Source organism: Amycolatopsis lexingtonensis (assembly GCF_014873755.1).
GTDB lineage: Bacteria > Actinomycetota > Actinomycetes > Mycobacteriales > Pseudonocardiaceae > Amycolatopsis > Amycolatopsis lexingtonensis.
The window spans coordinates 1,086,263-1,111,242 of record NZ_JADBEG010000001.1 but is presented as its reverse complement, the minus strand read 5'-3'; the positions used below and the strand labels follow the sequence as shown (position 1 = coordinate 1,111,242).

Genomic DNA, 24,980 nt, shown 5'->3' with positions numbered 1-24,980 from the left:
CCCAGCGTTCTCCGCCTCGGCTTCGGCACGCCGCGGCGCCGCCGGTCTGACAGCTGATACACCGCCGGTTCCGGCCGGAGCCGCGGCGCGGTCAGTGGCGGCAAGCAACCGCTCCGTGGCAGGTGATCATCGCCTGCAGCGTGTCGTGCAACTGCTTCGCCTCGTCCGGCGGCAACTGCGCCGCGGTGTTGCGCAGCTCCTGCGGATCCGTGCCGCGGTCGTAGAACTCCTTGGTTCCGTCGGCGTATTCGATGTAAGTGTGGGTGGTACCGCGGATCGCTTCGTAGGTGCTGGGATTGCCGCTGTTCTTCTTCGGCTTGTCCGGGTCCGTCCGGTCGAAGTCCGGCCCGTGGTGCTCGACCAGACCGACCGTCCGCCACACCGGTGGCGCCGTGCCGTTCAGCAACGGCACCAGGCTCTCGCCGTCCACCTCGGCCGGCGTCTTGGCTCCGGCGAGTGCTTCGAACGTCGGCCGCAGGTCGATGTTCTCCACCGGCTGGTTCACCGTCGCGCCGGCCTTGACGCCCGGGCCGGTGACCACCAGCGGTACGTGCACGTCGGTGTCGAACGCCGTCTGCTTGCCGGGGGTGAGGCGGTATTCGCCCATGTGGTAACCGTTGTCCGAGGTGAACACGATGTCGGTGTTCCCGCGGACCCCGGCCTTGTCCAGTGCCTCCTGCACGGTGCCGATCATCTTGTCCACCGACCGCACGGTTTGCGCGCGCTTGCGGAAGTCCTTGTCGATCGTCATCTTTTCCTTGTCCGTCAACGGAGTCCGGGACGCGAGCCACGGCGGCGCCGAAGCCGGCAGGGTGTCGAACGCGGGCCCGCGCGGCGCGGTGAGGCCGGGGAAGGCATCGGCGTCGCGGGGCGCCGGGGTATAGGGGCCGTGCGGGGCGAACGTGGCGAGCTCGATCGCGAACGGCGTGTGCGCGGCCGCCGAGGCGGAGACGAACTGCGCGGCCTTGCCGGCCATGACGTCGACGAGGTAGTCCTCGGGCTTCTTGCCGTAGTGCTTGATCGTGCCGTTCTCGTTGAGGTCGTAGTCGAACTCGCCGTAGGCGTTGCCGGCGACGTCCCATTCGGTCCAGCCCGGCGGCACCCCGTCGCTCTCGGGGTCGTACCCGTTGAGGTACTTGCCCATCATCGCGGTGCGGTACCCGGCCTGCCGCAACGTCGTCGAGTAGGTCGACTTGTCGTCGCCGCGGCCGTGGAACACGCCATAACCGCCGTCTTTGCCGCCGTTGGTGAACACGCCGGTGTCGTGCGGCAGCATGCCGGTGAACAGCGACGACCGCGACGGGCAGCACAGCGAATCGGTCACCGTGTAGTTCGCGAAGGACGTGCCGGTCTTGGCCATGTCCTGCACGTGCGGCAGGTACGGAAGCAGGTTCATGGACAGGTCGTCGGTGAGCACGAGGACGACGTTCGGCTTGCCGCCCGCCGCGCCGGCGGGCTGCGGCGCCGGGCTGCCGGCGGTGCACGCCGCCGCGGTCGAAGCCAGAGCCACGGCCAGTACCGAAGTCAGGAGAAGACGGACGCGAGGTGACATGCCCCCGGACGCTAAGCCCGCGATGCTCAGGCCTGGTCCGAGGTGTGTTCGGGTTCGGTAAAGCCCCGCCTCCGACGACGCGCTGTCCGTGCGACGCCGAAGGCGGGAACCCGGTTCCACCAGCCGCTCAGCGCTGCCGGTTCAGCGCGCTGATCTCGGCCTGGACCTTCGCCCGCACGTTCGCCGTGCCGTCCGAGAGTCGCGTTTGGACACCGGCGGCCACGCCGCGCACCGGCCCGGCCACCGGGTACACCCGGTCCTCGCCGGGCAGCGGCACACCCGGGCAGGTCGTGGCACGCGGGCGGGAGTTCTTGACCAGGAACACGTTCACGAGGCCGTCGACGCACGGGTTGCCGGCCAGCGCGTACTGGCCGTGGAACGGCGAGTCGTCCACCGACACCAGCGGGACACCGGCCGCGCGGGCCCCCGACACCGCCTGCTCGTAGCCGGTCTGCGGGTCGAATTCGCCTTGCACGACGAGGATGTTCGAGGCCACTTCGGCGGGCACCTCGGGCAGTTCGTGCCGCGGGAGATCGGACCAGTGGCCACACGTTTCGCCGAGGCCGTAGGCCCAGCCGAACAGCGGGTAGCGCGGGCCCTGCCGGTCGCTGAGCCGCCGGTACCAGGCCGCGGAGCGGGTGGGCTGGTCGCCGCACGCGACGGCGTAGCGGGTGCCGGGGGCCTGGGTGTAGTCGGGAGCCAGCTTCGGGGCCTCGGCGATGACGCGGCCGGCCGTCAGCTCCGCCGCCGGGACGCCGAAGGTCGTCCGCGACGCCGCGTCGAGGTCGGGGGCGAGGGCCGCCGGGTCCGGAGCCGCGCCGCCATCGAGAGCCTGCGCGCCGAGCAGGAAGATCAAAGCGCCGAGGAGCCAGCGGACCGGGCTGCCGTTGCCGACGAAGACGCCGTCGAACGTGTCGGGGGCGAGGCCGTGCGTGCCGTAGTAGGCGCGGACGCGCTCCCACTTCGCCTTGACCTCGGCGGCGGTCCCGCCCAGCTGAGCGGGGAAGTTGCGCGCCAGCCACGGCAGGTAGACGTCGTCGAACTGCCGCTGGTCGATGACGGGGAACGCCTCGAAGTCGGCCTGCAGCCTGCCTTCGAAGTCGACGCTGGAGTCGAGCACGACCTTGCCGGTGCGCCCGGGGAACAACGAGGCGTACTTGGCGCCGAGCCAGGTGCCGTAGGAATAGCCGAGGTAGTTGAGCTTCTCGTCCCCGAGCAGGGTACGGACCAGGTCCATGTCGTGCGCGGTCTGCCAGGTCGTGACGAACGGCGCGAGCGCGTCGCTCTGGCAGGCTTCGGCGACGGCCCGCGGCGTCCGCTGGTGCTCCGCGATGCTCACCGCGGACCGGTCGCGGGCGTCGAGTGGCCCCGACGGCAGCCGCCCGACCGGCACCTGGCACAGGAAGCCGTGGTCGTCGGTGCCCGCGTGCCCGGTGCCGCGCGGATCCATCCCGATGAAGTCGTAGAGCGCGCCGACCGACGGCTCCAGCGCGGCCAGCGAACCCGCGAGCGGCGTCCCCTGACCGCCCGGGCCGCCGGGGTTCAGCAGGATCGCGCCGCGCCGCTCGCCGGTGGCCGCGACCCGGCTGATCGAGACCTCGAGCTCCGGCCCGGCGGCCGGGTCGGCCCAGTCCCGCGGGACCGTGACCCGCGCGCACTGCGCGGCCGGCTCACCGGCCGCCGGCTTGAACGGGCAATCACCCCAGCTCAGCTGCTGCGTCGTGTACGGCGCGAGCGGATCGGCGGCGGCAGCGGGCACCGCCGCCGCGAAGAGGGCGGCCGTCGCGGCCACCAGTCCTGTCCGGGAGAGGCGCACCGGGTTTCCTTCCGTCGGCGGGTGGGTGCGCCCGAGCCTGGCCCGGCGCCGCCCGCCGGTGATCAGCCCGGGGGCCGATCCGGACGCGTCCGCCTCGGCCCCCGGTATGAGGGCGCTCAGCGTGCGCCCGCTCGCCCGGGCCGAGATCATGGCTTCCATGACCGGTTCCCGCCCGGGGCTGGGCGTCGTCGGGCGCCGCCTCGCGCAGTTCCTGCTGGACGAGGTGCTCGTCTTCCTGCCATTGCTGCTGCTCGCGATCGCGGTGGTCTGGCTGTTCCACCCGCACGGCCCGGGTCTGCTGACGTTCTTGAAGGTCGTGCTCTACACGATGCTGGCCCTGGACTTCGCCGGCCTGTGGTTCGTCAGCGCGTGGTGGCCGTACCGCCACGGCGGGCAGACGCCGGCGATGCGCTGGCTGCGCCTGCGGGTCGTCACCGTCGAGGGCGGCCACCCGTCGCTGGGGGCTTTCGTCGTCCGCGAGCTGCTGATGGTCGTCGACGGGTTCGCCTGGGGGCTGGCCGGGATCGTGGTGATGCTGGTGAGCCGGCGGCGGCAGCGGTTCGGCGACATCGTGGCGCGCACGCTCGTCGTGCGTGTCCCGCGGTCAGCGGACCAGGCCGCTTTCCCAGGCCCAGATCGCGATTTCGGTGCGGTTGCGGGCCCCGAGCTTGCGCTTGGCCGCGCCGATGTGGGTCTTGACCGTGGGCATCGACACCACGAGTGAGCGGCAGATCTCTTCGTTGGTCCGGCCGCGCGCCACAGCCCGCACGACGTCGAGTTCCCGTGGGGTGAGCGGGTTTTCCGGTGCGTTTGCTCGCCCGGGGTCGCGACGCGCGAAGTGCTCCAGCAGCCGCGTCGTGATCGCGGGTGAGACGAGCGCTTCGCCGTGCGCGGCCGCGTGCACGGCTTCGACGAGCAGGTTGGGCCCCGCGTCCTTGAGCAGGAACCCGCAAGCGCCGGCCCGCAGCGCCGCGTGCACGTTCTCGTCCAGCCCGAACGTCGTGACCATCACGACGTGCAGCGGCTCCGGTACGTCGGGGCCGGCCAGCAGTTCCGTGGCCCGCAGTCCGTCCACGCCGGGCATCCGGATGTCCATCAGGGTCACGTCCGGGCGCAGCTTCCGGGCCAGGCGCACGGCCTGGTCGCCGTCGGCGGCCTCGCCGACGACCTCGATGTCCGGCTCGCCCTCGAGGATGAGCCGGAACCCCGCGCGGACCATCGCCTGGTCGTCGGCGATCAGCACTCGCGTCGGCACCCCGGTCTCCCCTCGCCTCAGCCCGGGTCGAGCGGCAGCCGCGCGGCGACGCGCCAGCGCCGGCCCTCCGCCGGTCCCGCGTGCACCGTACCGCCCACCGCCGCCACCCGCTCCGCCATCCCGAGCAGTCCGTAGCCACCCCGGCGGGCGGGTCGGCCGGCACCGTCGTTGACGACCTCGACGCGCAGCTCGCCGGGCGGCTCGTGGCGGACGAGCACCCGCACTTCGGTGGCCTCGGGCGCGTGGCGGCGGACGTTGGTGAGGGACTCGGTGAGCAACCGGTGCGCGGTGGTGACGACCTCGGGCGCGACCGGGAGCGCGGCGAGATCGGGGCTGACGTCGAGGTGGACGCGCTCGTCGTCGGGCACCGCGCGGTCGACGGCGGTGGCCAGGTCGGCCGGCGGGACGAAGAAGGCTTCGTCGCCGGTGCGCAGCGCGCCGACCAGCCGCCGCATCGCGGACAGCGCCGTCGTCCCGGCGGTTTCCAGCTCGGCGAAGGTCGCGGTGTCGCCGCCGGTGCGTTCGGCGACCCGGTGCGCGGCCTGGACGCGCACGACGATGCCGGTGACCTGGTGGGCGACGAGATCGTGCAGCTCGCGGGCCAGCTGAAGCCGCTCGGCGTTGCGCAGCTCCAGGATCGCGGCGCGGTGACGGCCGTCGGCGTCGCGCAGGACCAGCCCGCCGGCCAGCGCGCCGCCCCAGACCACCGCGGCCCCGGTCGCGTAGAGCCCGGCCGGGTTTTCGGCACCGTAGCGCAGGATCGGCGCGAGCGTCACGGCGCAGCCGCCGAGAACCGCCTGCAGGGCGGCCGCTTTCGGCGAGAGGCGGTGGCAGCACGCGCCGACCACCAGCGCCAGCGCGAGGACTTCGGCCGCACCGGGCTGAGGCGGCAGCCGCGCTCCCGCCGCGCCGAGCGCCGCGGAGACCGCCGTTCCCAGCAGCGAGAGCCCGGAGACGGCGGTGGCGAGGCCGGCGATGTGGCCGGAGAACCGGCGGCGCAGCACGGCCAGCACGGCCACCACCGGGCCGATGCCCGGCGCGAACTCGATCGCGACGGTGGTGAGCCCGCCGGTGCCCGGACCGGCGCGGGCGGCGAGCACCGCGTCGAACACCACGAGCGCGCCGAGGACGGCCGCCTCGGCCACCAGCGGGCCGCGGCGGCCGGTCCACGGGATGCCCGGCCGGCCTGCGAAGGTCATCTGCCGATCGTGCCCGATCCCGGGCGCGGCGAAACTCGTACCCGGGTAGGAGACGCCGGGCGTGATCTCGTCCCGGCGGCTGATCGCGGCCGCGCTGATCCGCGCCAGGCTTCGGGGATGGACGATCGAATCGCCCCCACGCCGATGCCGGAAGCCGCGACCCGACCGGACGGGGGGAAGATCGAAGGCCTGCCGGGCTGGTACTTCGCGCTCGTCGGGCTGCTGGTGGCGAGCAACGACCTGAGCCTGCAGTTCAGCGACCGGTACAGCTGGGTCGCCGTGCTGCCGCTGGTGCTCGTCGCGGTACACCTGACGTTGTGGTTCACGCTGCTGTCGCGGCGCCGCCGGTACCTGCGCGCGGTCTGGCGCTCCAAGCAGGCGCTGGTGCTCGTCGCCGTGCTCTTCGCCCTGCGTTTGGGACTGCAGTTCGGGCTGGCGAAGCTGACCGACGAAGCCGCGCCGCTGCACAGCTACCGGCACCTGGTCATCGGCTTGGCGATGCTCGTGGTGACGACCGCCGGAGCGTGGTTCGACCAGTGGCTGATCCTGCGGGTGGTGAACCGCGAGCGGTGAGCGGGCCATCGGAGCCGGAGAACGTCGGCGGCGATGGTGGGTTCGGCCCGGCGGTCGCGGACCTCTCCGACGAGGGGCGTCCGCGACGTACGGGCCCTGCTCGGTCAGGGCGAGGCCCTGCTCACCGAAACCCGAGACCACGACGTCCGAATCCACGGCACGGCCGCCGCCCTCGTGATCGGCCGGGCGTTCTTCCCCAGCGCCTCCCCGCCGCGGACACGCTCGCCGCGTTGTCGACCTCGCCGTCGGCATGGTCGCCCGGCCCGTCGGAGGTGCCCTGATGGGGCACTTCGGCGACCGGCTACGCATTGCTTCAAGCGTCTCCGGCCACAACCGTCAGGCGACGGGGTTCGGCCGGTTGAAGACGGTGTCGAGGTCGGGTAGGGGCCTGGCGCACATGTCGTGAGCTTCGGCGGCGGAGAGGCCGAGCATCCGCAGGACGTCCTCGGTCACCTGATCGGTGGTTTCGGCGTCGTCGCGGTCGGGGTGGCTGTGGAGCAGGCGGCCGAGGGCGAGTGCGGTGCCGGCGACCGTCAGCATGGCCAGTTCGGTGTCGCGGACGGTGAAGCGGCCGGCTCGGACGGCGGCTTCGATGTCGCGGCGGGCGCGGGGGGCCAGGCCGTGGTCGGCGGTGGCCAGTTCGAGCCCGTAGTGCAGGAGCACCTTGCTGAGTTCGGGCTGGCGGCGGTGCAGGCGCCCGGTGAGGCGGAAGCTCTGGGCGAACATCTGCGCCGGGTCGGTCAGGTCGGTGGTCAGTTCGTCGAGGAGCGCGCCCTGGGCTTCGAGTGCGGCTTCGATCGCCGCTTGGTACAGCTGCTCCTTCGTTTCGAAGTGGTTGTAGAACGACCCCATCCCGACGTCGGCGGCCTGGGTGATCTCCAGGACCGGGACGTTCGTCCGCCCCGTCGCGATGAGGGTCTGCGCCGCCCGGACCAGTGCCGCGCGGGTTTGGGCCTTGCGCCGCTCCAAGCGGCTCGAAACCTGCTCTGGCATGGATGCTTCGTCCTCCCGGCCTGCCGGACCACAGGATAGCCGAGGGCGTCAATCCTGACGATTTCAGCAGACGGTCTTGACTGACGACCTGCTCGTGACTGACGATATCGTCATTAGCCAGGCCGCAGACCCGGTGCTCGAAGCGCATGACCTGGTGTGGCCGGAGCTCGCCGAAAAGGAGCAATGATGCCCCCGCGTCCCGATGTTCCCGTGTACCAGCCGGACATCTACTCGCCGCAGGCGATCCTCGACCCGTACCCGCACTACGCGAACCTGCGTGAGCTGGGCCCGGTGGTGTGGCTGCCGAAGCACAAGGTCTACGCCCTGCCCCGGTACGCGGAATGCAAAGCCGTGCTGCTGGACGACGAGACGTTCATCTCCGGCGACGGGGTCGCGCTGAACCCCGTGACGAACCGGCTTTCGCGGGGCACGACGCTCAACAGCGACGGCGAAGACCACGCCCGCCGCCGTGCCCTCGTCGCCCACCGGCTCACCCCCCGGGCGCTGCGCGCGATGAAAGACGTCGTCGAAGAGCAGGCCGCGCAGGTGGTCGAGGCCGCGGTCGCGCGGCGGATCGTCGACGGCGTCGATGTTGCGGCGGCCCTGCCTTCGGCCGTGGTTCCGGACCTCGTCGGGTGGCCACGGCGGGGCCGGGAAAACCTCCTCCGCTGGGGTGCGGCGACCTTCGACGCCCTGGGTCCGCTGAACGGGCAGGCGCTGAAGGCCGTGCCCGGCGGGCTGGGAATGATGCGCTTCGCCCGCGGCGTCGTCCGGCAGCGATCGGTGCTGCCGGGAAGCATGGGTGACGATCTGCTGCGCGCCGCCGACGAGGGCAAGCTCGGCCACGCCGAATGCCCGGCCCTGATGATCGACTACCTGGCGCCCTCCTTGGACACCACGCTAAGCGCGATCGCGAGCGCCTTGCACCTGTTCGCGACGCACCCGGGACAGTGGCAGCTCCTCAGGGAAGAGCCGGGCCTGATCCCCAACGCGGTCAACGAGATCGTCCGGTTCGAGTCCCCGCTGCGAGCGTTCGGCCGCAAGGTCGTCCTCGACACCGAGGTGGCCGGCACCGAGCTGCCCGCGGGTTCGCGCGTGCTCGTCCTCTACGCCTCGGCCAACCGCGACGCGCTGGAATGGGAGAGCCCGGACACCTTCGACATCCGCCGGGAGGCGGCGCGCCAGCTCGGTTTCGGCCACGGAACGCACGGCTGCGCCGGGCAGGGCCTCGCCCGGCTGGAGACCCAGGCGATGCTGCGCGAACTCGTCGCCCGGGTCGGGAAGATCGTCCCCGCCGGCGAACCCGTGTGGGCGCGGAACAACATCATCCACCGCCTCGAGCGGCTGCCGCTCGAACTCGTCCCGGCCTGAAGGGAACGACCGATGAAGATTTCCGTCGACTACGACCGTTGTGAAGGCCACGGCCTGTGCGCCGAACAGGGCCCAGCCGTCTTCGAGCTCGACGACGACGCCGAGCTCGTCTACCACTTCGAGGGCGGCACCGTTCCGCCGGAACACGTTGCCGCCGCACGGGCGGCCATCAACTCCTGCCCGGTCGCCGCCTTGAGGGAGATCGGGTGACACCGCCGCGCTCGGTCGTCATCGTCGGCGAATCCGTCGCCGGGACCACGAGCGCGCGGAAGCTGAGAGCCCTGGGCCATTCCGGCCGGATCACCCTCGTCGGCGCGGAAGCACAGGGTGCCTACTCCCGCCCGCCGCTGTCGAAGGCGGTGCTCAAGGACGACAGCTCGGACAGCACCCTCGGCTACCGCCTCGACGGGCAGGACGTCGAAATACTCCGCTCACCGGCGGCCGGCCTCGACATCGACCGCAGGCTGGTCCGCACCGCGAACGGCCGGGTACTCGAGTACGACGCGCTGGTCATCGCGACCGGCGCGGACGCCCGGCGGATCGCCGCTCCCGGGCAACGGGGCGAGGTGGTGCTCCGCACCTTGGCCGACGCCCGACGGCTGCGAACCCGGCTGGACACCGCTCGCTCCGCGATCGTCGTCGGCGCCGGCTTCCTCGGCATGGAGGTCGCCAGCGCCTGCGCAGCTCGCGGCGTGCCGGTCACCGTGGTCGACGCGGACCCGCCGTTGCGGCGGATCCTCGGGCCGTTCCTGTCCGACGCGATCGTGGCACGAGCTGCCGAACACGGCGTTCGCGTCCGCACGACGCGGGGTGGGGCGGCCTTGACCGGTGATCCGGTCGACGGGGTGCGACTGTCCGACGGAACCCTTCTCACCGCCGACCTCGTCGTCACCTGCTGCGGCGAAGTACCGAACACGGGATGGCTGGCCGGCACCGGTCTTGCCGGTCCGTTCGGTGTCGGCATCGACGAGTGCTGCGCGACCGCGGCGCCGGGGGTGTTCGCCGCCGGCGACGTCACCTGCCTGCGCCCGGACGTCGGGGTTCACCGGCCGCGCAGGCCGTTCTGGTCCAACGCCGTGGCGCAAGGCAACGCCGCCGCCGCGTCGGTGCTGGGGCTCGATTCGGCCGGTCCACCGCGCGACGACTACTTCTGGACCGAGATTCTCGGCCTGTCGATCAAGGTCGTCGGTCCGTTGCCGTTGCCGGGGCCGCCGGTTCGCGTCGAAGGAAGCGTGCCGTCCGGCTCGGCCCTGCTCACCTGGCACGGGGACGGCGGGCTGTCCACTGTGGTCGCTTACGGGATACGCAAGCCCGTGCCGAAGCTGCGCGCCATGGTCGCGACGGCTCCCTGACTACTCGCCGACAGCGGTTGGTCAGAGCCGGGCACGGGAATCGTGCTACCGATCGGGTGTTGTGGATTTCGGAGCGATCCTTTCCCGGTCAGACGGTCGCGAGCGGGTGTGCGCGGCGGAGCCGGATGCTCTTGGCGGACAGGTAGCGGCGGCGGTCGGTGATCAGGATCGAGACGAGGGTGCCGACCACCAGCCAGGCGGCAAGCTGGGCGATGCCGGTGGTGAGGCCGGCGCCGTCGGTTGCCGCCGCGCGCAGGGCCAGGACGGCGCCGTGGGTCGGGAGGTAGTCCGCGAGCGCGTACAGCGGTCCGGGAAGCGTCGAGACGACGCCGGTCGCGCCCGCCAGGACCAGTACGGCCAGGGAGGCGATCCGGCCGGCGCGGCCGAAGATCGCCGTGGCGGCCTGGTTGAGCGCGACGAACGCCGACGCGGCGAGCAGCGCGATCAGCAGGAAGCCGATGGTGCCGGCGACGCCGAGTTTCAGGACGGGGACGGCGATCGCGGTGATGGCGAGCGCCGCGAGGGCGGCCGCGGTCGCGCCGGGGATGGCGGCGCGGAGGATGATCCGCCAGGTGGGTTCGCGGGCGGTCAGGACGCCGTCCGGCACGGCGCGGGTGACGATGTAGGTGGCCAGGGCCAGCGCCCAGAGGGCGAGCGCGGCGAACAGCGTCAGGGCCAGGGTGCCGATCGGGGTGCCGTCGGTCGTGGCGGTGCTCGGGTCGGCGGCGACGGTCTTGAGGTGGGCGCGTTCGGCGTCGGTGTAGGACGGCACTTGGTCGCGGCCCTGGTTCAGCTGGGTGGCGAGTTCCCCGGCGCCGTCGTCGACCTTCTTGGTCCCGTCCTTGAGCTGTCCGGCTCCGGAGGCGAGCTTCCGCGCGCCGGAGTTCGCCTGCTGCACGCCGTTGTCGAGCTGACGCGCACCGCCGGCGGCGGAGGCGATACCCGCGGCCAGCTCCCCGGATTTCGTGGCGAGCTGGGCGTTGCCGTCGGCGACTTTGCGGGCTCCGGTGGCGAGGGCCTGGATCGAGTCGCGGGTCTTGACGGCGTTGGCACGAACACCGGCCTTGGCGTTGTCGATCTTCTGCGCGTCGGTGGTGAACCGGTCCGCGGTTTCCCGGAGCTTGCCGCAGAACGCCGGGGTGCCGGTGCACTCGTCGGCGAGCTGCCGGAACTGCTGGGCGGCGCCGCTTGCCGAGGGGAGAGCGTCGATGGCGGCGATGATCCGGTTGGCCAGCGGCACGACGACGCCGGCGAGCTGTTCGTTGCCGTCGGCGACCTGGTCGGCGCCGTCGGCCAGCTGCCGCGTCAAAGCGGGCAGCTGGGCGGTGTCGCGCTCGGCCTGGGTGAGCCCGGAAGCGAGCTTGCCGGAGCCGGTGGCGAGCTGGGCGGTTCCGGCGGCGAGCTGATCGGCGCCCGCGCGCAGCTGCCCGGCGGCGTCGTCCAGCTGACGGGTTCCGTCGGCCAGCTGCGCCGCGCCGTCCGCGGCCTTGCCGACCTGCTGGTGCAGCGTCGTGAATCCGATGTAGACGTTGTCCAAATAGGTCTGCACGACCTGCTGGTTCAACGTCCGTTGCGTGGCTTGGGCGATGTGGTCGGCCAGGCCGGGATCGCTGACGCCGGCGGCGTCGGACGTCTGCACCCGCAGCTGTGCCTGCCGGGCTGCCAGGGGTTTGGCGGTGGCGGCCGAGGTGGCGCGGGCGGAGAAGTCTTTCGGGATCGTCACCGTGGCCGCGTAGCTGCCGTCGGCGAGGCCGGCGGAGGCGTCGTCGGCGTCGGTGAGGACCCAGGTGTAGGCGGAATCTTCGGTGTGGGTGAGGTATCCCGCGAGCTGACGGCCGAGCGGGATGGTCTGGCCGTTGACCTGGACGGGTTCGTCGTTGTTGACCACGGCGGCCTTGGCGGTGCCGTGGTTGGTGTCCGGTGTCCAGAACGCCCAGGTGAGCAGGCCCATGATGATGAGTGGGACGGCGATCAGGCCGGTCCAGGTGCGCCAGGTCAGCGGGCCCGTGGCGAGGGCGCGGGCGGAATTGGCGAAGGGCTTGAGCATCAGAAGACCTCGGCGGGCTGGACGGCGGTGAGGGCGTGCAGGTGGGCGGCCGCGGGCAGCAGGTCCGCGATGCGCTCGGGGTCCTGGCAGGTCAGCACGAAGGTCGTGGTGCCCCGCTCGGCGAGGAGCCCGCGGACGTGGTCGCGGAGGTCCGCGCGCAGCACGAGGTCGACGTCGTCGACCACGACGAGCCCGGCGTCGCCGTCGCGGGCGATCTGCCGTGCCGGGTCGTTCGTGCCACGGCACGGAATGACGGCGACGTCGCGGCGCAGGGCGTGGGTGTGCTGGGGCAGCACCCGGCCGAGCACCTTGAGGTCGCCGGTGAACTTGGTGACCCGGCCGGCGAGCGTGTACGCCAGCGCGGTCTTGCCGCAGGCCCCCGTGCCGTGCAGCACCAGCACCCCACCGCGGGGAACGCGCAGGTCGACGTCGCGGTACACCGGACGGCCGCGGTCGTCCTCCAGGCGCAGGTCGCGGGCGCTGATCGCCTCGTCGGTGCCGGGCCAGTCGGCGAGCCGCAGCTCGTGCACGAGGGCGTCGCCCTCGGCGTCGAACACCGGCAGTACCCGGTCGAGCTTCGGCGGCAACCCCCAAGCGCGGCGGCCGAGCAGCGCCAGCACCGCGGGCACCAGGGTCATGCGGACGATGAAGGCGTCGATGAAGACGCCGACGGCGAGGCTGAAGGCGATGGGTTTGATGGTGGCGCTGCCTTCGGGGACGAACGCGGCGAACACCGCGAACATGATCACCGCCGCCGCGACCACCACGCGCGAGGCGGAGATGAACCCGGACTCGATCGCGTGGTGCGGATCGCCGTGGTGGACGTAGTCCTCGCGGATCCGCGACACGAGGAACACTTCGTAGTCCATGGCGAGTCCGAAAAGGACACCCATGAGGATGATCGGCAGGAAGCTGATCACGCTGCCCGTGTGGGTCACGTTCAGGGCGTCCGCGAAGTGTCCTTGCACGAACACGAACGAGGTCGTGCCGAAGGCCGCGGCGACCGAGAGCAGGTAACCCGCCGTGGCCTTGATCGGCACCCAAATCGAGCGGAACACCATCGCGAGCAGGATCAGCGACAGCCCGACGACGAGGATCCCGAACGGGAGCAGGGCGCTGCCGAGCTGGGCGGAGACGTCGATCCCGACCGCGGTGATGCCGGTGACCGCGGTCTGCGTCCCGTAGCCGTCACGGAAGTGCTGTTCCAGGCCGCGCAGCCGGGAGACGAGGTCGTCGGTCTGCGTGGAGTCCGGGGCGGTGGTGGGGATGACCTGGATGATGCCGGTGTCGCCCTTGGGATTCGGGGTGGCCAGGGGAACCGAGGCGACCCCGGGGACGCGGCGGATCTCGTCGGCGAGCTTGTTCACCAGGCCGATCGGGTCGGTGCTGGTGATGATGTCCGCGGTGACGATCAGCGGGCCGTTGTAGCCGGGACCGAAGTGCTCGCTGACGACCTCGTAGGTGTCACGGGCCGGGCTGCCGTGTTCCTCGGTTCCGTTGTCCGGCAACGCCAGCCGCAGACTCGTGGCGGGGATCGCGCAGACCGCGAGCCCGGCGACCACGACCAGCACGGTGACCAGCGGCGCCTTCGTCGCGGTGCGCACCCACCAGCGCGCGATCGGCGGCTTCCGGCGGCGCCGCTTCCGTTTCGGGGTGCGCGGCCGCAACCGCTTGCCGGCGAAGGACATCAGCGCGGGAACCAGCGTGACGGCGATCGCGACCGCCAGTGCCACGGCGACCGCGGCGGCCACGCCCATGGTGGTCAGGAACGGGATCCCCGCCACGGCCAGGCCGAGCAGGGCGATGACGACGGTGAGACCGGCGAAGATGACCGCCGACCCGGCGGTGGCGGTGGCCCGGGCGATCGACTCCTCGACGTCGAGCCCCTCGGCCAGCTGATCGCGGTGCCGTGAGAGCAGGAACAGGGCGTAGTCGATGCCGACCGCGAGCCCGATCATCACCGCCAGCATCGGCGCGGTCGAGGAGATCGGCGTGACGAGCGTGGCCAGGAAAATGAGCCCGATGGCGACGCCGACGCCGAGGATCGCGGTGACGAGCGGCATGACCGCAGCGATCAGGGACCGGAACATCAGCACCAGCACCAGCAGCGCGATGAGCAGGCCGATACCCTCGGTCGGGCTGAGCTTGGGCACCCGGTTGGAGAACGCGTCGCCGCCGGTGTACACCTTCGCGCCGGTCTGCTTTCCGAGGTCGTCGGCGATCGTCGCGAGCCCGGTCCGGGTGGCCGGATCGACGGCGGCGAGCTGCACCTTCAACGGCACGGCGATCAACGCGGCCCGATCGTCCTTCGACACCGCGCCGTTGACGTTCTTGTCGAACGGGTTCACGACCGTGGCGACCTGATCGAGTTTCCCGATCCGCGTGACCGCCTGTGCCACCGCGGCGCGGTTGCCCGGGGTGTCGGCCTTCGCGCCGTCCGGGACCACCAGGACCAGCTGCGCCGACGTGCCGCTCACCTCGGGGAAAACCCGGCCGAGGTGGTCCAGCGCGTCCTGCGACTCCGACCCGGGGATGGCGAACGCGTCGTCGGTGCCGTGGTTGAACAGCAGCGCCGCCCCGCCGGCCGCCGCCAGCACCACCACCCACAGCGCCAGCACGAGCACCCGGGCCCGGGCGGCGGCGCGGCCCAGCCGGTAGAGGAACGACGACACGAAGACTCCTGACCACGTTGGATACGTCGTGTATCGTAATACAGGATGCATCCGATGCGGAGTGGATCCCGTCACTCCACCGGGTGAGACGGGGAAAGTAGGGTGAGCGACATGGCGACCACCAGCGCGGGTCTCGGCACCCCGAAGGGCATGACCCGGCGGCGCGCGGAGACGCGGCGGCGCGTCATGGCGGCGGCCTACGAGGTGTTCACCGAGCTGGGCATCCGCGACGCCCCGGTCGAGCTGATCTGCGACCGCGCCGGCTTCACCCGCGGTGCCTTCTACTCCAACTTCGCCAGCAAGGAAGAGCTGTTCCTCGCGATCTACGAGGTGGAGATGCAGGAACGCGCCGAGCGGTTGCGCGTCGCCGTCGAAGAGGCAGTCGAGGCCGCACCCGGTTCCGTCGACGAGGTGCTGCGGCAAGCCGGCCTGCTGTTCATGGAGTCCCTCGCCGCCGACGAGACGTGGTACCTGCTCAACGCCGAATTCCGCGCCCAGGCCATGCGGCAGCCGGAACTGCGCGAACCGACCGCGGCCGCCGAACGCCGCTTCCACGACGCGCTCGCGGAAATCCTGCAGAACCTGCTCGGCCGGCTCGGCATGCGCCTGACCGTCGACCCGCACAGCGCCGTCGTCACGATCGTGGCCCTCTACGAGACCATGCTCGAACGCGCAATCCTCGACGCACTCCCCGACAAGGCCGACAGCCGGTACCTGACCGACGTCCTCCCCCGACTCTTCACGGCCCTGGTCGCCCCCGGCCGGTAGCTTCAGCGACCCGGGGTGAACGGCTCGGCGCCGAGGACGAGCCTGAGCCCGGCGATACCGGAATGCGCTTGGGCGTAAGCGAGTTCGCGGCCGATGTCGCATGAATTCCGGGCGCGGCGGCCAGAAGTGCGCGCCAAAGCTTTGGCCGGACCAGCGACCGGGACGTGAGCGACGCGGCGAAGTCGCGGGCGCCGGTCGCGGCGAGGTCAGGCAGGGGGCGACGGCAGAGTTCGCTCACTTCGGCGGCGGAGAGGCCGAGCATGCGCAGGAGATCCTCGGGTCGCGGCCTCGGCGTCGCGGCCGGGCTGGTCGTACAGCGGCCGGCCGAGACACAGCATCGCGCCAGCCACCGTGACCATGGCCAGTTCGGGGTCGCGCACGATGAACCGGCCGGCTTCGGCAGCGGCCTCGATGTCCCGGCGAGCCCGGGGTGCCAGTCCGTGCTCGGACGCGACCAGGGCGAATCCATTGTTCAGCAGCACCCGGCTCAGCTCGGGCTGCAGCCGGTGCAGCCGGCCGCTCAGCCGGAAGCCCTGCGCGAACGCCGACGCCGGATCGTCCAGCCGGTCGCCGGTTACCTGCTCGGTCACACCCGCACCTCCGGAGCAACCTCAGCGGGTCGCCTCAGAAATGAGGAAATCGTCAGAATCACTTGACTGACGACTCGCTCTCAAGTGACGATATCGTCAATCAGATGGGAGGGGCGATGATCGACCACCACGATCCCCACGCCGACCTGCACAGCGAGCAGGGCTCGTTGCCGGGCGAACACCCGGGGCGGGCACCCAATCCGGTCGTCAAGGTGCACGACCTGGCGTGGCTGGAGTTCGAGAAGCCGGACCTGGCCAAGGCCGAAGTGTTCGCCCACGCCTTCGGTTTCACCACGTCGCTGCGCACCGCGGACGAGCTGCAGCTGCGTGGCACCGAACCCGGCGCGCCCTGCGTCCTGATCCGCCGCGGCCCGCGCTCGCGGTTCACCGGACCGGCGTTCCGGGCCGCCGACCCGGCGGACGTGCTCCGCCTGGCGGAGGCGACCGGGCACCAGGTCACCCGCCTGCCCGAGAGCCTCGGCGGGACCACCGTGGACCTGCACGACCCGAGCGGCGCCCGGGTGCGGGTCGTGTCCGGCACGCACGAGTTGCCGGCGTTGCCGGGGCAGGAGCCACTGACCTTCAACTTCGGGCACGACATCACGCGGGTGAACGCCACCCAGCGGCCGCGGCGGGAGCCGGTCAAGGTGCAGCGGCTCGGCCACGTCGTGCTGCAGACCCGCAAGTACCGCGAAACGCTCGACTGGTACCTGGCCCACCTGGGCCTGATCGTGAGCGACTTCCTCTACTACCCCGGGCAGCGCGGGCGGGGCCCGGTCATGAGCTTCATCCGCTGCGACCGGGGTGACACCCCGACCGACCACCACACCCTCGCGATGGTGCTCGGCCCGGCGAACCGGTACGTGCACTCGGCCTACCAGGTGCCCGACCTCGATTCGCTCGCCGCCGGCGGCGAGTACCTGCTCGAGCGGGGCTACCGCCGGTCGTGGGGCATCGGCAGGCACATCCAGGGCAGCCAGCTGTTCGACTACTGGCGCGACCCCGACGGATTCCTCGTCGAGCACTTCAGCGACGGCGACCTGTTCGACTGCTCGCTCGAGCCCGGCTGGGCGCCGATGACCGCGTCGGGACTGGCCCAGTGGGGCCCGCCCGCCACCAAGGACTTCCTCGGCGTCAAACCCGGCCGGGAAGCGCTCGGCGAGCTGCGCGCCATCATCGGCGCGCTGCGCGAGGAAAACGAATTCGACTTCGACCGCCTTCGCGGCCTGCTGAAAGTAGCTGTGTCATGAGCATTTCCATCCTCCGCACCGCCGACGCCTGGTGGGTCGCCACCCCGGCCGGGGCGGCCAAGGTCGCCACCGACGCCACGACCACCGCGCAACTGCTGGCCGACCGCAAAGCCCTCGACGCGGCGGCGTCGAGCGATCGCACGGTCGGCGTGGAGACCCTCGCACTCGTCTCGCCGGTCACCCCGCCGTGCCGGGTGGTCGCCCAGATGACCAACTTCGCCTCGCACGTCGAGGACACCGGCGGGAACCCGGACACCGTGCCGCTGACGTTCTTCCGCAAGTCGTCCGGCTCGATCAGCGGCCCGCACGACGACGTGGTGCGGCCCGCCCACGTGCGGCTCCTGGACTACGAAGTCGAAATCGGCCTGGTCATCGGGACGGAAATCCCGGTCGGCACGGAGATCGGCGACGACATCGCCGGGTACGTCGCGGGCCTGGTGGTGACCAACGACATCTCGGCGCGCGACATCCAGCTGCCCCAGACCCAGTTCTACGAAGCCAAGTCCTACCCGACGTTCACCCCCACCGGGCCCGCGCTGGTCCTGCTCGACACCGACGAACTCAAGCGGTTCACCGACCTGCGGCTGAAACTGACCGTCAACGGCGAAACCCGCCAAGACCGGACGGTCGCCGACATGATCCACCGCCCCGCCGAAACCCTCCGGGCTCTCGCCCGTTTCCAACGGCTCGACCCGGGCGACCTCGTCCTGACCGGCACCCCCGTCGGCACGGCGTTGTCCGCCCCGCCGAAGCCGGTGGAGATCATCGGCTCGCTGCTGCCACCGGCGCTCAAGTGGAAGCTGTTCTTCCGTGGCCAGGAACGGAATCCCCGGTACCTCCAGGACGGCGACGTCATCGAGGCCGGCGTGGCCACCGACGACGGCGCGCTCGACCTGGGCACCCAGCGCACGGTGGTGAGGCACGCCCGATGACCGGGAACCTGCTGTGGCCGGAGTACTCCGCCCCCACCGACGTCGCCGCGATCGAAGCCGTGCCGCTGACGGCACGCGGCCTTCCCGCGTCCACCTACGCCCTCCTGGTCCGCGCCGCGGCCACCTGGCCGGACCGCACCGCGCTCACCGTGCTGCCGGAAGCCGCGCGCTGGCGCGAATCCCGGCAGCGCACCTTCGCCGAACTGCTCGGCGACGTCCACCGCTACGCGAACCTCCTGCACGAACTCGGCGTCCGCCGGCAGGACGCGGTCGCGCTGATGTCGCCCAACACCGCCGAGCTGGTACCCGCCACCCTGGCCGCACAGCTCGCCGGGATCGCGGCGCCCCTCAACGGCGGCCTCTCACACCAGCACCTCACCCAGCTCCTGCGCCGGTCCGGCGCGCGGGTCCTCGTCACCGCCGGTCCCGAGCTGTCCCCGGCCGTCTGGGAGACCGCGCAAGCCCTCGCCCGGGACGGGCACGTCGACTCCCTGCTGGTCCTGCGGCCCACCGGCGCCGCCGAGCCGGCCCCGGACCTGCCGAGCCTGCCCGGGGTCCGCGCCGGCTACCTCGGCGAACTGGCGGCCGAGCAGGACTCCTCGGTGTTCCTGGGTGATCCGCCGGGTCCGGCGGACCTGGCCGCGTTCTTCCCGACCGGCGGCACCACCGGCGCACCGAAGCTGGCCGCGCACACCCACGCCGGCGAGATCGCCGACGCCTGGATGCTGGCCGCCAACTCGCTGCTCGACGACGCCGCCACGGTCTTCGCCGCGCTGCCGCTGTTCCACGTCAACGCGCTGGTCGTCACCCTGTTGACGCCGCTGTTCAAGGGACAGGCCGTGGTCTGGGCCGGGCCGCTGGGCTACCGCGACGTCCCGCTCTACGGCGAGTTCTGGAAGATCGTCGAGCACCACCGGATCGCCACGATGAGCGCCGTCCCCACCGTTTACGCGGTGCTCGCGCAGTGCCCGGTCAACGCCGACATCAGCAGCCTGCGGTTCGCCATGGTCGGGGCCTCTCCGCTGCCGGCCGCGGTCCGCGAAAGCTTCCAGGCCAGCACCGGCATCACGCTCGTCGAAGGCTACGGCCTGACCGAAGCGACCTGTGCCAGCGCGCGCAGCTTCCCCGACGCGCCCCGGCCCGGCTCGGTCGGTCAGCGGTTGCCCTACCAGCGGGTGAAGACCGTGCGCGTCCGCGAGGACGGCACCTGGGAAGACCTCCCGCCCGGCCACACCGGCGTGCTCGCGATCAGCGGCCCCACCGTGTTCCCCGGCTACGTCACCGGCCGGGACGAGCACGGCCACGTCCTCGACGGCCTCGGCAAGCTCGTCGACGGCTGGCTCGACACCGGCGACCTCGCCCGCCTCGACCCCGACGGGTTCGTCCACCTCGCCGGCCGCGCCAAGGACCTCATCATCCGCGGTGGCCACAACATCGACCCCGCGCTCGTCGAGGACGCCCTGCTCGCCCACCCCGCGGTCACCGCCGCCGGCGCGGTGGGCCGGCCCGACGCCCACTCCGGCGAAGTCCCCGTCGCCTACGTGACGCTCGCTCCCGGCGCCGAGGTCACCGAGCGGGAACTGGGCGACTGGGCCCGCGACCGGGTCCCCGAGTCCGCGGCCGCGCCGAAGACCGTCACGGTGCTCGACGCCCTGCCGCTGACCGACCTCGGCAAGCCGTACAAGCCCGCCCTGCGTGCCGACGCCACCCGCCGCGAGCTGTCCGAAGCGCTGGCCGGCGTCCCCGGGGTGCTGGACGTCGAGGCCGAGATCGACGACGGTGCCGTGGTCGCGGTGGTACGGACCACCGGCGACGACTCCGCGATCAAAGCGGTGCTCGGTCGCTACGCGATCGGCTGGCGCCTGGCAGATGCCTCGTGACCGACTTCCCCGTGGTGATCATCGGTGCGGGCCCGACCGGCCTCACCGCCGCCACCCTGCTGGCCCAGTACGGCGTCGAGTGCCTGGTCCTCGACCGGTGGGAAACGATCTATCCCCAGCCCCGCGCCGTCCACCTCGACGACGAGGTCTGCCGCATCCTCGGCCGGCTCGGCCTCTTCGCCGAGTTTTCGGCGATTTCCTGGCGCTGCAACGGGTTGCGGCTCGTGGACCGGGACATGCACGTGCTCGCGGAGTTCCGGCGTGACGCGGCGCACGGCAGGCACGGCTACCCCGAGGCCAGCATGTTCGACCAGCCCGAGCTGGAAGCGCTCCTGCGCTCGGGCCTCAAGCGGCACAGCGCGGCCACGCTGCGCGGCGGCGCCGAGGTCACCTCCCTCGCCCCGGAGGCCGGCGGGGTGCGCGTCGCGTTCACCGAGTTCGGCCGAGGAGAATCCGTGCTCGCGAAGTACGTCCTCGGCTGCGACGGCGCGAACAGCCTGACCCGAACCTCGATCGGTGCCGTCCTGCGCGACTTCGGGTTCACCCAGCGCTGGCTCGTCGTCGACATCCGCACCGACGCCGAACTCGGCGCCTGGGAAGGGGTCCACCAGGTCTCCGACCCGGCCCGCGCCGCCACATACATGCGCGTCGGAGCGAACCGCTACCGCTGGGAATTCCAGCTGGCCGACGGCGAAACGGCCGACGACTACCGTGCACCGGCCACGCTGCTCCCCTTGCTCAAGCCGTGGACCGGGGAGACACCGGCCGACCGGCTGGAGATCGTCCGCGTCGCCGAATACACCTTCCGCGCCCAGGTCGCCGACCGCTGGCGCGACCGGCGGGTCTTCCTCCTCGGCGACGCCGCCCACCTCACCCCGCCGTTCATCGGCCAGGGCATGGGCGCCGGAATGCGCGACGCGATGAACCTCGCCTGGAAACTCGCCGGCGTCCTCGACGGGACGCTCGCCGAAGCCGTCCTGGGCAGCTACGAGACAGAACGCAAACCCCACGCCACCACCATGATCCGGCTCGCCAAGCTGATGGGCACCGCGATGACCGAAGGCGGCGAACTGGGCAACCTCCTCCGCCGCGTCGCCGCACCCCGCCTGCACCTCGTACCCGGCCTGCGCAACCGCGTGCTCCAAACCGAAACCCCGGCGCTGCACCGCTCCGCCCTGGTGGTGCGCCCGCTCCTGGGGCCTTCCCTCGCCGGCCGGCAATGCCCCAACGCACCGGTCGACGGCGGCCGGCGCCTCGACGACGTGACAGCCGGCCGGTTCGCCGTCATCAGCACCGCCGAACCGTCGCCCGCACAGCGCGCGGACATCGAACAACGCGGAGCCGTGCTCGTGGTGGCCCGGCCGGGGAGTTCCCTGCACCGCTGGCTGCGCCGCGGCTTCGCCCACGCCGCGGTCGTCCGTCCCGATGCGACGGTGCACCGCGCCGGGCGCGACTTGGCCACCCTCTGCGCGGCGATACCGCCATACCGCGCAACCGCACCGGTCGACGGCATCCGGAAACCGACGATCGACAGGAAGGACCCGTTGTGAGCACAACTCACGCGACGCGGATCACGGACGACCTCCTCCTGCACCACCCGGCGCTCGCCGTGCGCTACCAGCCGTTCGGCCTCAGCTTCCTCACCGACGGGATTCTCCCCGCCCGCGAACGGGAACTGGTCATCCTCCGCACCTCGTGGCACTGCCGCAGTCCCTACGAGTGGGCCCACCACACGAAAATCGGCCGCGAATGCGGGATCTCCACCGAGGAACTCCGCCGGATCACCACCGCCGATCTCCGCGAATGGCCGGGGCCGGACGCCGAACTCCTGGGCGCCGTCGTGCGTGACCACTCGCTCTCCGAAGCACAGTGGGCGAACCTCTCCGGCCGATACGGAACGGCCGGAGCGATCGAGACGGTGATGCTCGCCGGCCACTACGCGATGCTGGCCGGAGTCCTCAACAGCGCCGGCACCCGGATCGAACCGAGCATCGAAGCGCTCGTCCCGCTGAGCTGAGGAAGCTTATGTCTTCCGGCCGAAGCCCCACCGCGCTCTTCGGATCGGGTCGTCGACGGCCGGGTCCGGGCCACGCCCGTACCGCGCGGTGTAGTCCGCGACCGGGCGTTCGGTGACGGCCCAGCCCGCCGCCCTGAGCGCGGCCGCCGAGTCGGGACGGGCATCGCCGTCGAGCAGGCTCGGCAGGTGGGAGCCGATGGCCTCGCCCGTGCCCGCGTACAGCTCGTGGTCGCGGAACTCGGCCGACTCCTGTCCGGGCACGATCTCGTAGCCGAGACGACTGCCGCGCGCGGACAGCCGGTCGACCAGGGCCAGCACCCGCTCCTCCACCGGACGCGCGGGGTACGGCAGCACGCCCTCGGCGATCCAGGTCGTGGGCCGCTCCGCCGAAAACCCGGCGGTGAGGAGCGCGCCGTCCCAGTCCTCGGCGAGGTCGACGGCCAGCCGGTCGCAGCGCACTCGCGCCCGCGCACCGACCGAGTCGAGGACCGCGGTCTTGAAGCCGAGCACGTCCGCGCGGTCGATCTCGAAGACCCGCTCCCCCGCGGGCAGGTCGAGCCGCAACGCCCGGGTGTCCAGGCCGGCGCCGAGCAGCACGACCTGCCGGGTCGCCGCCGCCCGCACCACGTCGTCGAAGACCCGGGTGCGCAGGCCGCAGTAGGCACCCAAGCGGCCCCACACCGGGTGCGCGTCGCCCTCCTCGACGTCCTCGATGCGCGTGGGCATCGCGACCCCGGACCGCGCATGACGCCTTGTATCGACGTCGAAGTGCGGCGTGTACCCGGCGGCCAGGTAAAGCCCGCGCGCCTCGGGCTGGTTGGGGCCGGTGGTCAGGAAGATCCGGGAGTAGCCCCGCCCGGCGGCTTCCGCCTCCAGCTCGGCAACGACCCGGCGGGCAAACCCGCGCCCCCGGTGCGCGCGGTCGGTCCAGATCCGCTTGAGTTCGGCCGTTTCCCCGTCGTAGTGCTGGAATGCGCCACCCGCGACAGCGACGCCGTCCGAAAGAAGCAACAGCATGCCACCTCCGGGCGGAGAGAAATGTCCGTCCGGGTATTCACGAGCCAGGTCGGCGAGCAAGGGCCGGACCCGCCAGTGGACGCGCGTCCACCAGTCGTCCCGCACGCGGCACGCCAACAGTCTTCCCCGCGGCAGGTCCGCGCGCGCCAACCCGCCGACCCGAAGTCAAGAGCGGGGACAGCCAGGCAAATACGTGACTCACTCGATCGGGTGACAAGCGGGCCGGCATTGTTAGGCTGTAGTGGGCAGACGGGCGTCGCGGCACGCCGGCCCACGGCGGACGCGTGGCACGTATTTCCGGCAGCCACACCGCTTTTGGCCCTGACGCAGGGCAGATCACCGCGCTTCCCGATCGGGAAGAACTTTCGGTAAAGAGCTGGCAACGCCGGTGTCATCCATCCGTCATGTGGTTCCGCACCATTGGCCGGACACGATCTCCGTTCCGCCATCCGGCTGTACCCGCGATGGTCCGGTCGGAACCCACGAAGGGAGACGACGGCCCGCCGGCAGACGGTCCGAGGTCCTTGCTCGAGGAAAAGCTTCAGCCCGACGAATTCGGATGAGGTGGCGATGGTGGACGTTCAGCGGGGCCCGGGCGCCCGGAGCCTGCCGACGGACGCGTTGGAACAGCTTCGGCGCCAAGCCGTGGCCGCGGTCGGCTCGGGGCTGTCGCAGACCAGGGTCGCGAGCATGTTCGGCGTGTCCAGGAAAGCGGTCGGCTCCTGGGTGCGAGCCTACGAGTCCGGGGGCGAATCGACACTGCGCCCCCGGCCCCGCGGCCGCCGGGCCGGGGAGCAACTGGTCCTGTCCGCGGCCCAGCAGGGCCGGGTGGTCGACGTCCTGGCCGCCGGGCCCCCGGACGAAGCCGGGCTGCCGTGGCTGGTGTGGACGCGCAAAGCCGTCGCCGAGCTGATCGCGCGGGAATGCGACCTCGCGCTGGCCGGGACGACGATCGACAAGTACCTGCTCCGCTGGGAACTGACCGGCCGCGACGGCATGTTCTCCCAGCGCCCCGGCTGCCCGCCGGGCACGCTGCTGCTGACCTGGACCCGCCCGCGCTCGCCAACGGACACCGGCGCGTTGCACGCCTTGGTCGCGGTGAGCGGCCGCGGCACGTTGCACTTCCTCGTCTCGGCAACGCCTTTCACCGGCATCGCCGAGTTCCGGCGCCGGCTGCGGATCCAGTGCGGCCGCGACGTCCGGCTGGTCCCGCACGACTGGCCCGCCGCCCACGCGGCGCTGCTCGACGACGGCGAGGTACCCGGCCGGGACCGGGTCCTCCCCAGCTGAACCCGCCTCCCCGCGACCGCCGATCCGGAATCCGGATCGGCGGTTTTTCCTGCGCCCACCACGTGTTACCCCGCCGTAAACAAATACCCGGTTTCCCGATCACGCCCGGTGATTTCGCCGGAAAGAAGTGCCGTGTTCGCATTGAAAGGGTTACACCCGCCTTGATCACCACCTCACCCGCCCCGCCACCGGAGTGTCCGGTATTTGCCCGCCGCGGCCGCCGCGCCGACTCGGGCGGCATTCCGTGGAAATGTCCATAAGTCCTGGTAGGAGGCCTGTGTTCGGCGACGGCAACACAGCCGCAACGAAACCTCCTGCTCGTTTTCGCCCTGCTGGTCAAGAAAGCGGTGAAGCTGTCACGATGCCGTCGCCGGGTTTTCCCAGCCTGGCACATCGAGACCGCGAA

Annotated in this window: 21 protein-coding genes; 12 read left to right on the top strand and 9 right to left on the bottom strand. The window is 71.8% G+C overall.

The window, feature by feature from the left end:
* Positions 1 to 91: 91 nt before the first annotated feature.
* Both H4696_RS05335 and H4696_RS05330 read right to left on the bottom strand, forming a co-directional pair.
* Complete coding sequence (locus H4696_RS05335; protein WP_249027096.1) at positions 92 to 1,510, bottom strand: sulfatase family protein; 1,419 nt, start codon at positions 1,508 to 1,510, stop codon at positions 92 to 94.
* Positions 1,511 to 1,679: 169 nt separating this feature from the next.
* On the bottom strand, positions 1,680 to 3,368 hold the full coding sequence (locus H4696_RS05330) for an alpha/beta fold hydrolase (protein ID WP_086862535.1): 1,689 nt from the start codon (positions 3,366 to 3,368) through the stop codon (positions 1,680 to 1,682).
* A 157-nt stretch (positions 3,369 to 3,525) separates the two neighbouring features.
* Here H4696_RS05330 and H4696_RS05325 point away from each other — a divergent pair, with 157 nt between their 5' ends.
* Positions 3,526 to 4,092: an RDD family protein gene (locus H4696_RS05325; RefSeq protein WP_158104364.1), complete on the top strand. Its 567-nt coding sequence runs from the start codon at positions 3,526 to 3,528 to the stop codon at positions 4,090 to 4,092.
* Here the strand turns inward: H4696_RS05325 and H4696_RS05320 are convergent.
* Positions 3,973 to 4,623: a response regulator gene (locus H4696_RS05320; protein ID WP_169735073.1), complete on the bottom strand. Its 651-nt coding sequence runs from the start codon at positions 4,621 to 4,623 to the stop codon at positions 3,973 to 3,975. The two genes, H4696_RS05325 and H4696_RS05320, sit on opposite strands and share 120 nt — an antisense overlap.
* Before the next feature lie 17 nt (positions 4,624 to 4,640).
* A complete protein-coding gene (locus H4696_RS05315; protein ID WP_086862519.1) occupies positions 4,641 to 5,822 on the bottom strand; it encodes a sensor histidine kinase in 1,182 nt (393 codons plus the stop codon).
* Positions 5,823 to 5,939: 117 nt separating this feature from the next.
* On the opposite strand from H4696_RS05315, the gene H4696_RS05310 reads away from it, so the two are divergent.
* A complete protein-coding gene (locus tag H4696_RS05310; protein WP_086862520.1) occupies positions 5,940 to 6,395 on the top strand; it encodes a hypothetical protein in 456 nt (151 codons plus the stop codon).
* A 336-nt stretch (positions 6,396 to 6,731) separates the two neighbouring features.
* Here H4696_RS05310 and H4696_RS05305 read toward each other — a convergent pair whose 3' ends face one another.
* Positions 6,732 to 7,388 (bottom strand): TetR/AcrR family transcriptional regulator, encoded by a 657-nt coding sequence (locus H4696_RS05305; RefSeq protein WP_086862521.1) that lies wholly within the window; start codon positions 7,386 to 7,388, stop codon positions 6,732 to 6,734.
* Positions 7,389 to 7,574: 186 nt separating this feature from the next.
* Between H4696_RS05305 and H4696_RS05300 the strand changes: the two genes are divergently transcribed.
* The 3 genes from H4696_RS05300 to H4696_RS05290 are packed head-to-tail and all read left to right on the top strand — an operon-like array spanning position 7,575 to position 10,111.
* Positions 7,575 to 8,759: a cytochrome P450 gene (locus H4696_RS05300; protein WP_086862522.1), complete on the top strand. Its 1,185-nt coding sequence runs from the start codon at positions 7,575 to 7,577 to the stop codon at positions 8,757 to 8,759.
* A gap of 12 nt (positions 8,760 to 8,771) precedes the next feature.
* A complete protein-coding gene (locus H4696_RS05295; RefSeq protein WP_086862523.1) occupies positions 8,772 to 8,969 on the top strand; it encodes a ferredoxin in 198 nt (65 codons plus the stop codon).
* A complete protein-coding gene (locus H4696_RS05290; RefSeq protein ID WP_086862524.1) occupies positions 8,966 to 10,111 on the top strand; it encodes an NAD(P)/FAD-dependent oxidoreductase in 1,146 nt (381 codons plus the stop codon). Before H4696_RS05295 ends, H4696_RS05290 begins: the two co-directional genes overlap by 4 nt.
* A gap of 88 nt (positions 10,112 to 10,199) precedes the next feature.
* Here the strand turns inward: H4696_RS05290 and H4696_RS05285 are convergent, their stop codons facing one another.
* Together H4696_RS05285 and H4696_RS05280 are read right to left on the bottom strand one after the other, a co-directional pair.
* Positions 10,200 to 12,158, bottom strand: a complete 1,959-nt coding sequence (locus H4696_RS05285) for a YhgE/Pip family protein (RefSeq protein ID WP_086862525.1) — start codon at positions 12,156 to 12,158, stop codon at positions 10,200 to 10,202.
* Entirely contained in the window at positions 12,158 to 14,830 is a 2,673-nt protein-coding gene (locus H4696_RS05280) for an MMPL family transporter (RefSeq protein ID WP_086862526.1), read from the bottom strand. Before H4696_RS05280 ends, H4696_RS05285 begins: the two co-directional genes overlap by 1 nt.
* Before the next feature lie 111 nt (positions 14,831 to 14,941).
* Between H4696_RS05280 and H4696_RS05275 the strand changes: the two genes are divergently transcribed.
* Positions 14,942 to 15,598 (top strand): TetR/AcrR family transcriptional regulator, encoded by a 657-nt coding sequence (locus tag H4696_RS05275; protein ID WP_086862527.1) that lies wholly within the window; start codon positions 14,942 to 14,944, stop codon positions 15,596 to 15,598.
* A 206-nt stretch (positions 15,599 to 15,804) separates the two neighbouring features.
* Here H4696_RS05275 and H4696_RS05270 read toward each other — a convergent pair whose 3' ends face one another.
* Positions 15,805 to 16,188, bottom strand: coding sequence for a hypothetical protein (locus H4696_RS05270; protein WP_225955594.1), 384 nt, complete (start codon positions 16,186 to 16,188; stop codon positions 15,805 to 15,807).
* 104 nt (positions 16,189 to 16,292) lie between these two features.
* Between H4696_RS05270 and H4696_RS05265 the strand changes: the two genes are divergently transcribed.
* From H4696_RS05265 to H4696_RS05245, 5 genes are read left to right on the top strand one after another with little or no spacing between them, the layout of a single operon-like run.
* Complete coding sequence (locus H4696_RS05265) at positions 16,293 to 17,438, top strand: VOC family protein (RefSeq protein WP_225955593.1); 1,146 nt, start codon at positions 16,293 to 16,295, stop codon at positions 17,436 to 17,438.
* The gene (locus H4696_RS05260; protein WP_086862529.1) at positions 17,435 to 18,370 is read left to right on the top strand and encodes a fumarylacetoacetate hydrolase family protein; all 936 of its coding nucleotides are present in this window, start codon (positions 17,435 to 17,437) and stop codon (positions 18,368 to 18,370) included. Before H4696_RS05265 ends, H4696_RS05260 begins: the two co-directional genes overlap by 4 nt.
* The gene (locus H4696_RS05255; RefSeq protein ID WP_086862530.1) at positions 18,367 to 20,250 is read left to right on the top strand and encodes an acyl-CoA synthetase; all 1,884 of its coding nucleotides are present in this window, start codon (positions 18,367 to 18,369) and stop codon (positions 20,248 to 20,250) included. The genes H4696_RS05260 and H4696_RS05255 overlap by 4 nt, the downstream gene beginning before the upstream one ends.
* Positions 20,247 to 21,800 carry a bifunctional 3-(3-hydroxy-phenyl)propionate/3-hydroxycinnamic acid hydroxylase MhpA gene (gene mhpA, locus H4696_RS05250; protein WP_086862531.1) on the top strand — a complete coding sequence of 518 codons (1,554 nt, stop codon included), beginning with the start codon at positions 20,247 to 20,249 and terminating at the stop codon, positions 21,798 to 21,800. Before H4696_RS05255 ends, mhpA begins: the two co-directional genes overlap by 4 nt.
* On the top strand, positions 21,797 to 22,267 hold the full coding sequence (locus H4696_RS05245; protein WP_158104365.1) for a carboxymuconolactone decarboxylase family protein: 471 nt from the start codon (positions 21,797 to 21,799) through the stop codon (positions 22,265 to 22,267). The genes mhpA and H4696_RS05245 overlap by 4 nt, the downstream gene beginning before the upstream one ends.
* A gap of 6 nt (positions 22,268 to 22,273) precedes the next feature.
* Here the strand turns inward: H4696_RS05245 and H4696_RS05240 are convergent, their stop codons facing one another.
* Positions 22,274 to 23,389: a bifunctional GNAT family N-acetyltransferase/class I SAM-dependent methyltransferase gene (locus tag H4696_RS05240; protein WP_276328941.1), complete on the bottom strand. Its 1,116-nt coding sequence runs from the start codon at positions 23,387 to 23,389 to the stop codon at positions 22,274 to 22,276.
* A 468-nt stretch (positions 23,390 to 23,857) separates the two neighbouring features.
* Here H4696_RS05240 and H4696_RS05235 point away from each other — a divergent pair, with 468 nt between their 5' ends.
* Positions 23,858 to 24,574: a helix-turn-helix domain-containing protein gene (locus tag H4696_RS05235; protein ID WP_338078653.1), complete on the top strand. Its 717-nt coding sequence runs from the start codon at positions 23,858 to 23,860 to the stop codon at positions 24,572 to 24,574.
* The last annotated feature ends 406 nt before the right edge of the window (positions 24,575 to 24,980 follow it).